The organism is Pseudomonas lyxosi (assembly GCF_047758685.1).
GTDB lineage: Bacteria > Pseudomonadota > Gammaproteobacteria > Pseudomonadales > Pseudomonadaceae > Aquipseudomonas > Aquipseudomonas lyxosi.
On the sequence record NZ_CP180481.1, the window covers coordinates 888933 to 902968 of the forward strand.

Sequence of the window (14036 nt, forward strand, 5' to 3'; positions counted from 1 at the left end):
GTTCTACGCTCTCTAGAATGGCTGCCATCTTTTCCTATACTCAGACGCGCATGCCGCGTCCGGTCGCCAGCAAGGTCAGCCATGAACAAGAACAATCGCCATCCTGCAGACGGTAAAAAACCAGTCACCATTTTCGGGCCGGACTTTCCCTTCGCCTTCGACGACTGGATCGAGCACCCGGCCGGTCTGGGCAGCATCCCTGCGCACAACCATGGCGCCGAGGTAGCGATTGTCGGTGCCGGCATCGCAGGTCTGGTGGCAGCGTACGAATTAATGAAACTGGGCCTCAAACCCGTCGTCTACGAAGCCTCGAGAATGGGTGGCCGTCTGCGCTCCCAGGCATTCAACGGCGCTGAAGGCATCATCGCCGAGCTCGGCGGCATGCGCTTCCCGGTGTCTTCCACCGCGTTTTATCACTACGTCGACAAGCTTGGGCTGCAAACCAAACCTTTCCCGAACCCGCTGACACCTGCCTCGGGCAGCACGGTGATCGACCTCGAAGGCCAGACCCATTACGCACAGAAACTGGCGGATCTTCCTGCACTGTTCCAGGAAGTCGCCGACGCCTGGGCCGATGCGCTGGAAGCCGGTTCTCAGTTCTCTGACATCCAGCAAGCGATCCGCGACCGGGATGTACCGCGCCTCAAAGAGCTGTGGAACACCCTCGTTCCACTGTGGGACGACCGCACGTTCTATGACTTCGTTGCCACTTCCAAAGCCTTCGCCAAGCTCTCGTTCCATCACCGCGAAGTGTTTGGTCAGGTCGGTTTCGGCACCGGCGGCTGGGACTCGGACTTCCCGAACTCGATGCTGGAAATCTTCCGTGTGGTCATGACCAACTGCGACGATCACCAGCATTTGGTGGTCGGCGGCGTGGAGCAAGTACCGTTGGGGATCTGGCGTCATGTGCCGGAACGTTGCGTGCACTGGCCTGAAGGCACCAGCCTCAGCTCCCTGCACAACGGCGCACCGCGTGCCGGCGTGAAAAAAATTGCCCACGCGGCAGACGGGCGCTTTGCCGTCACCGATAACTGGGGCGACACCCGCGAATATGCAGCGGTGCTGACCACGTGCCAGAGCTGGCTGCTGACCACCCAGATCGAATGCGACGAAACCCTGTTCTCGCAAAAGATGTGGATGGCCCTCGACCGCACCCGCTACATGCAATCGTCGAAAACCTTCGTGATGGTCGACCGGCCATTCTGGAAGGACAAGGACCCGGAAACCGGCCGCGACCTGATGAGCATGACCCTCACCGATCGCCTGACCCGCGGCACCTACCTGTTCGACAACGGCGACGACAAGCCCGGCGTGATTTGCCTGTCGTACTCGTGGATGAGCGACGCGCTGAAAATGCTCCCGCAGCCTGTGGAAAAACGCGTGAAACTGGCGCTGGATGCGTTGAAAAAGATCTACCCGAAAGTCGACATTGCGGCGCGGATCATCGGCGATCCGATCACCGTGTCCTGGGAAGCCGACCCGCATTTCCTCGGGGCTTTCAAGGGCGCCCTGCCCGGCCATTACCGCTACAACCAGCGCATGTACGCGCACTTCATGCAGGCTGACATGCCGGCCGAGCAGCGCGGGATTTTCATCGCCGGCGACGATGTTTCGTGGACGCCTGCCTGGGTCGAAGGCGCGGTGCAGACCTCGCTCAATGCGGTGTGGGGCATCATGAAACACTTCGGCGGTGAAACTCACGCTGAGAACCCGGGTCCAGGAGATGTGTTCAACGAGATCGGTCCGATCGCCCTGCCCGAGTAAGAGGAATCCGAAATGCGCGTAGCCCTTTACCAATGTCCACCACTGCCCCTGGATGTCGCAGGCAATCTGCAACGTCTGCATCAATTGGCGCTGGAAGCCAAGGGCGCGGATTTGCTGGTGCTGCCGGAGATGTTTTTGACCGGCTACAACATCGGCCTCGATGCCGTCAGCGTGCTGGCGGAAGTGCACAACGGTGAGTCGGCGCAGCAGATCGCGCGCATCGCCAAGACGGCGGGGATCGCCATTTTGTATGGCTATCCCGAGCGCACCGAGGACGGTCAGATTTACAACGCCGTGCAGTTGATCGATGCCAATGGCGAACGCCTGTGCAACTACCGCAAGACTCACCTGTTCGGCGACCTCGATCACTCGATGTTCAGCGCCGGACCGGATGAGTTTCCGCTGGTTGAACTCAATGGCTGGAAACTCGGCTTCCTGATCTGCTACGACCTGGAGTTCCCGGAAAACGCCCGACGCCTGGCCCTGGCCGGCGCCGAGCTGATCCTGGTGCCGACAGCGAACATGATTCCCTACGACTTCATCGCCGACGTCACCGTTCGCGCCCGGGCCTTCGAAAACCAGTGCTATGTGGCTTACGCCAACTATTGCGGTAACGAAGGCGAGATCCAGTATTGCGGCCAGAGCAGCATCGCCGCGCCGGATGGCAATCGCATCGCCCAAGCCGGCCTCGATGAAGCACTGATTGTCGGCGAGCTGGATCGTCAGTTGATGGTCGACTCCCGCGCCGCCAATCGCTACTTACTCGATCGCCGTCCCGAGCTTTATGGCGAGCTGAACAAGCGCTGATCCATCGTTATCCGCTAGCATTGGCACTTCTCTGCTCTGGAAGTGCTCATGCCTGCGCTGAACCACCCCCACCTTCACACTGAAACCCTGGCCAACGGTCTGCGGGTGACGCTGCGTCATGTTCCCGATTTGAAGCGCAGTGCTGCGGCGTTGCGCGTCGCGGCAGGCAGCCATGACGTGCCGGCAGCCTGGCCTGGGCTGGCGCACTTTCTCGAACACCTGCTGTTTCTCGGCACAGAGCGCTTTCCCGCAGACCAAGCACTGATGGCATACGTCCAGAGTCATGGCGGTCAGGTAAATGCGCGGACCAGCGAACGCACCACGGACTACTTTTTCGAGTTACCGCCTCAGTCGTTTACCGGGGGACTGGAACGTCTGTCGGACATGCTCGCTCATCCGCGTATGAATCCAGACGATCAGCGGCGGGAACGGGAAGTGCTGCACGCAGAGTTTGTCGCATGGTCTCGGGATACGGCCGCTCAGCAGCAATTCGCGCTGTTCGACGGTCTTTCAGCAGCGCATCCGCTGCGGGCGTTTCATGCCGGCAACCGCTACAGCCTGCCGGTGCCGCAACCTGAGTTCCAGCAAGCCTTGCAGGGTTTCTATCAGCGGTTTTATCAGACCGGGCAGATGACCTTGAGCCTGGCCGGGCCGCAGAGTCTCGATGAGTTGAGGGCGATGGCTCAGCGCTTTAGCGCTGCGATTCCCGTAGGGGAAAAAGTCCCGCAACAAGCGCCTACATCGCTGGTGGATTCTTCGGACAAAAGTTATCAACAGGCTGGAGCACGTCGACTGGACCTGCTGTTTGCCTTCGAAGCGTTGCCCGATTCATCGTCCGAGGCGCTGGCGTTCCTGTGTCATTGGCTGAACGCCGCGAAATCCGGTGGTCTACTGGCGCAATTGCGCGAGCGCGGGCTGGCTGACAGCCTGAAAGCTGCGCCGTTGTATCAGTTCGCTGGGCAAGCCTTGTTACACATCGAGTTCACATTGCCCGCCAACGGGATCCGCGAGCAGCTACTGGATTGGCTTGGATTCTTTGCCTCACAGCAACCCTGGACCGGGTTGCGCGATGAATACGCTGCCCTGCTGCAACGTCAGCAGCAAGTCAGCGGCGCTCTGCAACTGGCCCGACTGGACAGCGAACAGCGTGAAACAGGGTTATCCGAATCGGGCGTTGCAGCCCTCAAGGAAGTCCTGAAACAAATCGGCGCTGTGGATAACTTCACCGGCCAATGGCAACTGCCAACACCTAATCCGTTTTTACGCGCTGAGGTTCCGGCCCCGAGCGCCGGACTGATCCGCGGCCAGACCAGCAAACACCGAGGTTTGCGGACCTTTGCCCAGGATCGCTCACGCGGTCGTCGCGAACGTTCGCCCATGCAGTTCAGTCAGGCGTTGCCCGATAGCAGTGCCGAAGGCGCCGTTTACCTGCGCTGGCGTCTGGACGCTGCACCTCATAGCAATCTTCAGGCAAGCCTGGAACACCGCCTTCAGCCGTTGCGTGAAGACGCTCGTCAGGCAGGTGTCGATTTTTCCTTCAGCGCATCGGGCAATGAATGGCTGCTGAAAATGACCGGGCTACAGGAGCCGATGGCGACCGTCCTCGAACATGCGCTGAAAGAACTGACAATACCTGATGCCGGTTTCTCGCAAGAAGAGCCGCCGAGCGTTGCGTTGATGCCGATTCGACAGTTGCTCAAAGCGCTGCCTGATCACTGCCTTGAGCGCAGCGCTGACTCGGACGATTTGATGCAGCTTTGGTCGAGCGCACGCTGGGACGGTCTGGCGACCGGCCTGTCCGCCCAGACACAAGCGGCGATGGGCCTTGCCTTGAGTCGTGTGCCAGGCACTGCGGACAATCAACTGACGCCGCCCTCCCCGATAAACGCGCAGCATCTGTGGAGCGCGGTCGATACCGGGTCCAGCGAACACGCCTTGTTGCTCTTCTGCCCGACCGCAACCGCAGACATCGCTGACGAAGCCGCCTGGCGCTTGCTGGCTCACGTCTGCCAGACGCCGTTTTACCAACGCCTGCGGGTAGAACTGCAGCTCGGCTATGCGGTGTTCAGCGCCCTGCGGCAGATCCATGGGCAGACCGGGCTGCTGTTCGGCGTGCAATCACCCAGCGTCGCCCCTCTGTATCTGCTGGAACACATCGAACACTTCCTGAGCGGATTGGCCGGGATGATCGAAGACATCAATGACGAGACCTTCATCGACCAGCGCCAGGCACTGGCCGATCAATTCGATAGCGCGGCACTGCCCAATGCGCAGGCCGCCGAACTGCTCTGGCAGGGCAAACTGGCCGGCCGCTCGTCGGATTATCTGGAGCTTCTACCTCAGACGATTCTGATGATCGACCGCGAAACGTTACTGGCCGCAGCACAACGACTGAATCAGGCCGAAGGCGGTTGGCGCTGTCTGGCCAGCGGACCGTGCCCGGCCTCGCCTTGGCAAGCGGCAAAATGATCATTACTGGTGCTGCAATTAGCTTTCTCAAAGATTCCCGGCCAATCGCCCTGTAATTTTGAGTAACATAGCCACCTAACTATCTGAACATCTCCGGCTGGAGGTGGACTATATGTATAGATCTCAACTGTCCCATCACCTGAAGGAGCGCTTCTATGTCCTGGTCCAAACCTGCTTACACCGACCTGCGTATCGGCTTTGAAGTCACCATGTACTTCGCAAGCCGCTAATCTTTTTGTAGCGTAGTGCAACGCCTCGGCTCGCCGAGGCGTTTTTATTTTCAGTTTTCGAATGATGGAGCGGCCATGTTTGTCCAGATTCTAGGTTCCGCCGCTGGCGGTGGTTTCCCCCAGTGGAACTGCAACTGCGTGAACTGCGCCGGTTTTCGCGATGGCAGCCTGAACGCCAAAGCGCGGACCCAGTCGTCCATCGCAATTTCCGATAACGGCGTGAACTGGGTGTTGTGCAACGCATCGCCGGACATCCGCGCCCAACTCCAGAGCTTCGCCCCGATGCAACCGGGCCGCGCCCTGCGCGATACCGGCATCAACGCGATCATCCTGATGGACAGCCAGATCGACCACACCACCGGCCTGCTTAGCCTGCGCGAAGGTTGCCCGCACCAGGTCTGGTGCACCGACATGGTCCACGAAGACCTGAGCACCGGTTTCCCGCTGTTCACCATGCTGACCCACTGGAACGGCGGGCTGACCTGGAACCAGATCGAGCTCGACCGCAGCTTCACCATCCCGGCCTGCCCGAGCCTGCGCTTCACCCCGCTGCCGCTGCGCAGCGCCGCCCCGCCGTACTCGCCGCATCGTTTCGACCCGCACCCGGGCGACAACATCGGCCTGATCGTTGAAGACCTCAACACCGGTGGCAAACTGTTCTACGCACCGGGCCTGGGCAAGGTCGACGCACCGCTGCTGGAGATCATGGCCGGCAGCGATTGCCTGCTGGTGGACGGCACGATGTGGGATGACGACGAAATGCAGCGCCGCGGCGTCGGCACCCGCACCGGTCGGGAAATGGGTCACCTGGCGCAGAACGGCCCCGGCGGCATGCTGGAAGTGCTGGAACAACTGCCCAAGCAGCGCAAAGTGCTTATCCACATCAACAACACCAACCCGATTCTTGATGAGGATTCGCCAGAGCGTGCAGAACTGGCTCGGCACAATGTTGAAGTGGCCTACGACGGCATGAGTATTGTGCTGTAGCGGATGGCCCCATCGCGAGCAAGCTCGCTCCCACAGTTGATCGCATACCCATGTGGGAGCAGCCGGTCGACGCTCGATTGCTCGCGATGACGTCCGAACTGACACATCAGAATCCACCGGTCGTACCCGGAGTACCGAAATGACTGACAAAGCAATGTCCCCCGGCGAATTCGAAGCGGCCCTGCGCGCCAAGGGCGCCTATTACCACATCTATCACCCGTATCACGTGGCGATGTATGAAGGCCGGGCGACGCGCGAACAGATCCAGGGCTGGGTGGCCAACCGCTTCTACTATCAAGTGAACATCCCGCTCAAGGACGCCGCGATCCTCGCCAACTGCCCGGACCGCGAGATTCGTCGTGAGTGGATTCAGCGTTTGCTCGACCATGACGGCGCCCCCGGCGAAGACGGCGGCATCGAAGCCTGGCTGCGTCTGGGCCAGGCCGTAGGCCTCGACCCGGATCAGCTGCGCTCGCAGGAATTGGTACTGCCCGGTGTACGTTTTGCCGTCGATGCCTACGTCAACTTCGCCCGCCGTGCCAGTTGGCAGGAAGCCGCCAGTAGCTCGCTGACCGAACTGTTTGCGCCGCAGATCCATCAGTCGCGCCTGGACAGCTGGCCGCAGCATTACCCGTGGATCGACCCGGCTGGTTACGAGTATTTCCGCACGCGTCTGGGTCAGGCACGTCGCGACGTGGAACACGGCTTGGCGATCACTTTGCAGCACTACACGACGCGGGCCGGCCAAGAGCGCATGCTGGAAATTCTCCAGTTCAAACTGGACATTCTTTGGAGCATGCTCGATGCCATGAGCATGGCCTACGAACTGAAACGCCCGCCGTATCACAGCGTGACCGAGCAACGGGTCTGGCATAAAGGAATCACCTTATGAGTTTTGATCGCAGCAAGACCCCGACCTGGCGTCAGGGCTACCGCTACCAGTACGAACCGGCGCAGAAAGGTCATGTGCTGCTCTACCCGGAAGGCATGATCAAACTCAACGAAAGCGCCGCGTTGATCGGTGGTTTGATCGACGGCGAGCGTGACGTCGCGGCGATCATCGCCGAACTGGACGCGCAGTTCCCCGGCGTACCCGAGCTCGGTGACGACATCGAGCAATTCATGGAGGTCGCCCGTGCTCAGCACTGGATCGAACTTGCCTGATTCCGCGACAGACAAGTTACCGCCCAAACCGGAAATCGGCCTGCCCTTGTGGCTGCTGGCCGAGCTGACGTATCGCTGCCCGCTGCAATGCCCGTACTGTTCCAATCCGCTGGACTTCGCCGAGCAAGGCAAAGAGCTGAGTACCGAGCAGTGGATCAAGGTGTTCCGCGAAGCGCGGGAGATGGGCGCGGCGCAATTAGGCTTCTCCGGCGGTGAACCGCTGGTACGCCAGGACCTCGCCGAGCTGATCACCGAGGCGCGCAAGCTGGGTTTCTACACCAACCTGATCACCTCCGGCATCGGCCTGACCGAGCAGAAAATCAGCGACTTCAAGAAGGCCGGCCTGGACCACATTCAGATCAGTTTTCAGGCCAGCGACGAACAAGTGAACAACTTGCTGGCCGGCTCGAAAAAAGCCTTCGCCCAGAAGCTGGAAATGGCCCGCGCGGTGAAAGCCCACGGTTATCCGATGGTGCTGAACTTCGTGACCCATCGGCACAACATCGACAAGATCGACCGGATCATCGAGCTGTGCATCGCCCTTGAGGCAGACTTCGTCGAACTCGCCACGTGCCAGTTCTACGGTTGGGCGCAGCTCAACCGAGTCGGTCTGTTGCCGACCAAGGAACAACTGGTCCGCGCCGAACGCATCACCAACGAATACCGCGCCAAACTGGAAGCCGAAGGGCATCCGTGCAAGCTGATTTTCGTCACCCCGGACTATTACGAAGAACGCCCGAAAGCCTGCATGAATGGCTGGGGCAGTATTTTTCTGACCGTCACACCGGACGGAACCGCCCTGCCCTGTCACGGCGCCCGACAGATGCCTGTGCAGTTTCCCAACGTGCGCGACCACAGTATGCAACACATCTGGTACGACTCGTTCGGCTTCAACCGCTTTCGCGGTTACGACTGGATGCCCGAGCCGTGCCGTTCCTGCGACGAGAAAGAAAAAGACTTCGGCGGCTGTCGCTGCCAGGCATTCATGCTCACGGGTGACGCGAGCAACGCCGACCCGGTGTGCAGCAAGTCGGAACATCACGGCGTGATCCTGAAGGCTCGCGAAGAAGCCGAACACGCGACCCAGACCATTGAACAACTGGCCTTTCGCAATGAACGAAACTCACGACTCATCGCTAAAAGCTGAACCCTTCAGCGCTGCCAAGGCTGTTGCGGCCGGCATCGACTTTGCCGAGTTGCAGGTCGGCCCACATGGCTTGTTCTGGAACGAGTACCGGCCCGAGGACGCCGCCTGCCGGATCTGGCATTGGCGTGACGGCCAGGCGCATTGCCTGACGCCTGCGGGCTTCAGTGTGCGCAGTCGGGTGTACGAATATGGCGGCGGCGCGTTCTGTCTGACCGATGACGGGATAGTGTTCGTCAACGAGGCGGACCAACAGCTGTATCGGCAGTCGCTGGCCGGCGAGACGCCTGAGTTACTGAGCTCAGGCGACTGCCGATACGGCGATTTGCAGTTCGCTAACGGGCAGGTATTGGCGGTTGAAGAAAACCGCGATCGACATCGACTGGTGGCTATCGATGTGGCTGACGGGGTACGTCATCTACTGGCCGAAGGCGCCGACTTCTATGCCGCGCCGACCTTGAGTCCCGACGCACAACGATTGGCGTGGATCGAATGGAGCCGCCCGGATCAGCCATGGACCGCGACTCGCCTGATGGTTGCCGAACGCCAGAACGATGGCCGTTTTGTTCTGCCGCGTTGCGTGGCGGGCGAAGACGCTGAGGAATCGCTGCAACAACCGAGGTTCGATACCAGCGATCGTCTGTTTTGCCTGACTGATCGCGGTGGCTATTGGCAGCCCTGGGTGGAGTCGGCAGACGGTTTGAACCCGCTGCCAAGTGCCGCAGCGGATCATGGACCAGCGCCGTGGCAGCTGGGTGGCTGCACCTGGTTGCCGCTGAGCGAAGGCCGCTATCTGGCGAGCTGGACCGAAGACGGGTTTGGCAAACTGGGCCTTTGTGGTGACGCCTGTGAAGATTTCACGGGCGATTACAGCCGCTTCCGGTCTCTCGCACTGGATGAGCAGTTCATTTACTGCATCGCCGCTTCGCCACTCAGTTCATCGTCAGTCATTGCCATCGACCGCCAGACCCGGCAGGTCAAAACACTGGCTGGCGGTATTGCACCGTTGCCTGCCGAACAGATCAGCGTCCCGCAAACCCTGCGCTACCCGAGCGGGTCGGGCGAGGCGCACGGCTTCTTCTACCCAGCAATGACCGGTGACGCAAAACCGCCTCTGGTGGTGTTCATCCACGGCGGTCCGACTTCGGCCTGCTACCCCATGCTCGATCCGCGTATCCAGTACTGGGCGCAACGTGGCTTCGCCGTGGCCGACCTCAACTACCGCGGCAGCAGCGGCTATGGCCGGGCTTATCGGCAAGCGCTGCATTTGAGCTGGGGTGAAGTAGATGTGGAAGACGCTTGCAACGTCGTCGCTCATCTTGCCGAGCGCGGACTGATCGACGGCGACAAGGCGTTTATTCGCGGTGGCAGTGCCGGTGGTTACACGACCCTGTGCGCATTGGCCTTCCACAACGTCTTTCGCGCCGGCGCCAGCCTGTATGGCGTCAGTGACCCTGCGGCACTGGGCCGGACGACTCACAAGTTCGAAGGCGATTATCTGGATTGGCTGATCGGCGACCCGGTGCAGGATGCCGAACGCTACGCCGCACGAACGCCGGTGCTGCATGCGGGCAACATCCGTGTGCCGGTGATTTTCTTTCAGGGAGAACTGGACGCCGTCGTGGTGCCGCAACAGACCCGCGACATGGTCACGGCGCTACAGGACAAGGGCATTCTGGTTGAAGCGCATTACTACGCCGACGAACGCCATGGCTTTCGCAAGGCAGGCAATCAGGCCCATGCACTGGAGCAGGAGTGGTTGTTTTATCGAAGGGTGATGGCGTTGGCGGACTGAGATCGCAGCGTTCCATTCGCGGGCAAGGCTTGCCCGCGAATGCAATCTATCTGACGCCGCGAAACTCAGCGCTTGGCGATGATGTACACCGCATGCACGATCCCGGGGATGTAACCGCACAGCGTCAGCAGAATATTCAGCCAGAACGCCCCGGCGAAACCGACTTGCAGAAACACACCCAGTGGCGGCAACAGAATGGCGATGATGATGCGAATAAAGTCCATGGGGTCAGCTCCTGATTAAAGTTGGCTCGCGTGAGCCTACAGCTAATCGACCTTTACCGTTCGTCAGGGTTCAGTGCGGTTCTTCAGGCCAGTATCTCAAGACCGTGTTTCTGAACGATGCTCAGCAACTTCAGCGCCATGCCGCTGGGGTGCTTGTCTCCCGCTTCCCATTGTTTAACTGTCGAGGCGCTGGTGTTCAGATAACGCGCAAATACTGGCTGGCTTACGTTGTTGCGTTCGCGTAGCGCTTTGATCTGCTCAGCGGGGATCGCGTCTGGAACCGTTGCAAGACATGATTCATCGAATTCGCGCATGGTTGCTTTGCTGATTGCACCGATTGCAAACAAGGCACTGGCTGACTCGTGTATCGATTCCGACATTTCACTTTTGAATTTTTTACTCATGAGGTATCTCCACAAACTCCTTCATATCCAACAAGCGCTGGATATCCATCTCGGTCAGCCCTCCATATATCTTGGCTAACTCGCGCAAGTCGGCCAACTGCCTCGGACTGATATTGCTCTGGTCTTTCTTGGCATACAGAAACTGATAAATCCAGTAACGGCCACCTCTGGCCAAAACAATCGACCGATGGCGGTTGGCATTCAAACGTTTTTTCCAGACCCCTCCACCGAGATTGTCTGCCTGGCCATCAAGCATTTCAGTGAATGCCTCCCGAAGCTCTTCATCACTGACCCAGGCCTTACCGGCCTGCATCGTAAAACGCTTTGTCTTGAACAACCTTGGTGACATTGGCATCCCTTCCACAAAACATACCACCTAGTGGTATAGAAATCAAAGCCAGCTCCACCAAAATATTGTTTCGCTGGCCGCGGCACTCCTTGCCGATACCCTCTAAAAAGCCATTTATCCCACTAGCGCTCAAGCACTGAAATGCATTTGGCAAAACGCAGAGACAAAAAAACGCCCCACGCCAAAAGAATCAGGCATGGGGCGATGCGCTATACCGCGAGACGGTTCGGGAATTCGTGTAGGGCAGGTCTGATCAGACGGCAATCCCTTTGCGGCACTGCAGTTGCGCAGTGCGCACACGGGAGAAAGCGCGGGCCAGGCGCAGGAGCATTTCGTCGATGTTGGTTTTGCTGACGGTCAGGGCCGGGGTAAAGCGCAGGCAATCAGGCTGCGGAGCGTTGAGCAGCAAGCCTTCGTACAACGCCGCTTTGACGACGGCGTCAGCCGATTCGTCGGGCAAGGTAAGCCCCCAGAACAGACCTCGCCCGCGCAACTCGCCGTGACCATAGCGATGGGATAAACGCCGCAGACCTTCGCCCAGGTGCTGACCGGTTTCCCTGACATGATCGAGAAACCCCTTGTCCTGCACGCTGTCGAGGATGGCAAGACCGGCCGCCGTCATCAGCGCATTGCCATGATGAGTTCCTGTCACTTCACCGACGTCGAAACAGCAGGCTTTACCCCGCGCCAGCAACGCTGCCAATGGCACGCCACCGCCCAGCCCTTTACCCAGAACAACGATATCCGCCCGCACGCCGTAGGATTGTTCGGCAAGCAAAGTGCCGCAACGACCGATACCGGTTTGCACTTCGTCAAAGATCAGCAGAATGCCCAGCTCACGGCACAGGCGCTCGACCCCTTTGAGGTAATGCTCGGTGGCCGGTATCACCCCGGCTTCGCTCTGGATCGGTTCGAGCATGATCGCCACGGTCCGGGCGTCGACAGCCGCATGTAAGGCCGCAAGGTCATTGAACGGCACGTGACTGAAGCCCGGAAGCAGCGGCTCGAATCGGTTAGTCAGATTCGAACTGTCCGACGCCGAAATCGTCCCCAGACTACGACCGTGGCAACCGTTGTGGGCAACGATGATCCGCGAAGCCCCGCCACGATGCCGTTGGCCCCATTTGCGCGCCAGTTTGATCGCCGCTTCACAGGCTTCGCTACCGCTGTTGAGCAGGTACGCCTGATCACTCCCGGTGCCGGAACACAGTCGCTCAGCAAGATTGAGCATGCCGCGGTTATGCAGGCCGAAACCGGGGTTGATCAGCGACTGAGACTGCGCCGCGATGGCGTTGACCAGCACCGAAGGGCTGTGTCCGAGGCTATTGGCCCCGCCACCCTGTGAGAAATCCAGATAAGCGCGGTCATCGCTGTCCCACAACCATGAGCCCTGGCCGCGCACGAATATCTGTTTCGGTCGCTCGACACTGGGCATCAGGCACTCGCTGGAAAGATTGTCGTCTTTGGACGGCCAGGAGGTGCCCACCGCTAGGTCATCAAGACTCGGAGGATTGCGCCGCAAATTAAACAGGTTCATCTGAGCAAACCTCGCGCGAGGTTTTTTGCCTTACCTATGTAAACACCCTCGAAGCAAACGGTATTCATCGCACTCTGTGGCCCTGTAAGCCTTGTGAATGCGGTTAGACTAGGCCCAGCAAAGGCCTTGAGCCATTTCGATTTCCCAGCATTTTCGATAAGCATTACTTATGGATTTCAAGCAACTGCGTTATTTCGTCGCGGTCTACGAAGAAGGTCATGTGGGCCGGGCTGCCGAGCGGCTTTCAATCTCCCAACCGGCGCTGTCCCAGCAGATTCGCCACCTCGAACAAAACCTCGATGTGAGCTTGTTCGAACGCAGCAGCAAACGTCTGCTGCCAACCCTGGCTGCTCATACTTTGTACAACCATGCACTGCCCTTGCTGGATGGATTGCAGCGGGCACGGGAAGCCTTGGGCAATTTCAAGGGACAGGCACTGCGCACGTTGGCCATCGGTGTATTGCAAACCGTCCACACCAGCCTGGTACCGCAGATGCTCGAACGCGTGCGCAAGGCGCAGCCGCATTTGGTGGTGCAGATCTATGAACTGACGGGGCTGGAAATCGAGCGGCGCTTGCTCAATGGCTCGCTGGACATTGGCATCAGCTATCTGCCTCCTCGTCAGCCGGGGTTGCACGGCGTGATGCTGTACGAAGACGAACTGACCCTGGTCATCCCGGCGGATCACCCGTTGCGGGAATTCAAGAAAGTGTCCATGAGTCAGGCCGCCGAGCTACCGATGTTGCTGTTGGGTGAAGAGTTTCAGGTGCGCCAGATGTGGCAGACACAACTGGCCAGCCTGGGTCGACGCCCGCAAGTGCAGGCCGAGCTGAATAACATGGCGGGGATTCTCGACAGCCTGCCGCATACGCGATTGGCAACGGTGCTGCCGGGGCGATCGCAACAGGCTCACGGTAATAAGGAACTGCTGTGGAAGCCGCTGACCGAACCGCGAGTGCCGCTGAAAGTTGGACTGGTGTGTCGCGATGTGCAGCGCCAACAAGCCTCGCTGGGCTTATTGCGGACATTACTCGAGGAAGTGATGAATCGACCGGATGAGCGCTTGAACAACTCGACAACCATCGATGGGCTGAGCTGAACACTTTTCTGCAGACAAAAGAAAACCCCGCCGAAGCGGGGCTTTGCAGACTGTTTCCCTGAC

The 14036-nt window shown here is 59.5% G+C and carries 14 protein-coding genes; 10 read left to right on the forward strand and 4 right to left on the reverse strand.

Annotation, left to right across the window (positions count from 1 at the left end; all coding sequences use genetic code 11):
• Positions 1 to 81: 81 nt before the first annotated feature.
• The 9 genes from ACMXYI_RS04280 (at position 82) to ACMXYI_RS04320 (ending at position 10360) form a co-directional block, all read left to right on the forward strand.
• Positions 82 to 1764: a flavin monoamine oxidase family protein gene (locus ACMXYI_RS04280; protein ID WP_415771818.1), complete on the forward strand. Its 1683-nt coding sequence runs from the start codon at positions 82 to 84 to the stop codon at positions 1762 to 1764.
• Positions 1765 to 1776: 12 nt separating this feature from the next.
• Entirely contained in the window at positions 1777 to 2571 is a 795-nt protein-coding gene (locus tag ACMXYI_RS04285; RefSeq protein ID WP_415771820.1) for a carbon-nitrogen hydrolase family protein, read from the forward strand.
• 48 nt (positions 2572 to 2619) lie between these two features.
• Entirely contained in the window at positions 2620 to 5040 is a 2421-nt protein-coding gene (gene pqqF, locus ACMXYI_RS04290; protein ID WP_415771822.1) for a pyrroloquinoline quinone biosynthesis protein PqqF, read from the forward strand.
• A gap of 155 nt (positions 5041 to 5195) precedes the next feature.
• Entirely contained in the window at positions 5196 to 5270 is a 75-nt protein-coding gene (gene pqqA / locus ACMXYI_RS04295; RefSeq protein WP_009045898.1) for a pyrroloquinoline quinone precursor peptide PqqA, read from the forward strand.
• Positions 5271 to 5345: 75 nt separating this feature from the next.
• Positions 5346 to 6257, forward strand: coding sequence for a pyrroloquinoline quinone biosynthesis protein PqqB (gene pqqB / locus ACMXYI_RS04300; RefSeq protein ID WP_415771824.1), 912 nt, complete (start codon positions 5346 to 5348; stop codon positions 6255 to 6257).
• A gap of 139 nt (positions 6258 to 6396) precedes the next feature.
• Positions 6397 to 7149 carry a pyrroloquinoline-quinone synthase PqqC gene (gene pqqC, locus ACMXYI_RS04305; protein WP_415771826.1) on the forward strand — a complete coding sequence of 251 codons (753 nt, stop codon included), beginning with the start codon at positions 6397 to 6399 and terminating at the stop codon, positions 7147 to 7149.
• The gene (pqqD, locus tag ACMXYI_RS04310) at positions 7146 to 7421 is read left to right on the forward strand and encodes a pyrroloquinoline quinone biosynthesis peptide chaperone PqqD (RefSeq protein WP_415771827.1); all 276 of its coding nucleotides are present in this window, start codon (positions 7146 to 7148) and stop codon (positions 7419 to 7421) included. Before pqqC ends, pqqD begins: the two co-directional genes overlap by 4 nt.
• Positions 7414 to 8568: a pyrroloquinoline quinone biosynthesis protein PqqE gene (gene pqqE, locus ACMXYI_RS04315; protein ID WP_415773855.1), complete on the forward strand. Its 1155-nt coding sequence runs from the start codon at positions 7414 to 7416 to the stop codon at positions 8566 to 8568. The genes pqqD and pqqE overlap by 8 nt, the downstream gene beginning before the upstream one ends.
• Positions 8534 to 10360, forward strand: coding sequence for a S9 family peptidase (locus tag ACMXYI_RS04320; RefSeq protein WP_415771828.1), 1827 nt, complete (start codon positions 8534 to 8536; stop codon positions 10358 to 10360). The genes pqqE and ACMXYI_RS04320 overlap by 35 nt, the downstream gene beginning before the upstream one ends.
• A 65-nt stretch (positions 10361 to 10425) precedes the next feature.
• On the opposite strand, the gene ACMXYI_RS04325 is transcribed toward ACMXYI_RS04320, so the two are convergent.
• From ACMXYI_RS04325 to ACMXYI_RS04340, 4 genes are all read right to left on the reverse strand, one after another.
• Positions 10426 to 10584: a YqaE/Pmp3 family membrane protein gene (locus tag ACMXYI_RS04325; RefSeq protein WP_007904205.1), complete on the reverse strand. Its 159-nt coding sequence runs from the start codon at positions 10582 to 10584 to the stop codon at positions 10426 to 10428.
• Between the two features lie 83 nt (positions 10585 to 10667).
• Positions 10668 to 10988, reverse strand: coding sequence for a helix-turn-helix domain-containing protein (locus ACMXYI_RS04330; RefSeq protein WP_046052388.1), 321 nt, complete (start codon positions 10986 to 10988; stop codon positions 10668 to 10670).
• Positions 10981 to 11337 (reverse strand): type II toxin-antitoxin system RelE/ParE family toxin, encoded by a 357-nt coding sequence (locus tag ACMXYI_RS04335; protein WP_415773857.1) that lies wholly within the window; start codon positions 11335 to 11337, stop codon positions 10981 to 10983. Before ACMXYI_RS04335 ends, ACMXYI_RS04330 begins: the two co-directional genes overlap by 8 nt.
• A 253-nt stretch (positions 11338 to 11590) precedes the next feature.
• Positions 11591 to 12874 (reverse strand): aspartate aminotransferase family protein, encoded by a 1284-nt coding sequence (locus ACMXYI_RS04340; protein WP_415771830.1) that lies wholly within the window; start codon positions 12872 to 12874, stop codon positions 11591 to 11593.
• A gap of 169 nt (positions 12875 to 13043) precedes the next feature.
• On the opposite strand from ACMXYI_RS04340, the gene ACMXYI_RS04345 reads away from it, so the two are divergent.
• The gene (locus ACMXYI_RS04345) at positions 13044 to 13973 is read left to right on the forward strand and encodes a LysR family transcriptional regulator (protein WP_415771831.1); all 930 of its coding nucleotides are present in this window, start codon (positions 13044 to 13046) and stop codon (positions 13971 to 13973) included.
• Positions 13974 to 14036: the final 63 nt, after the last annotated feature.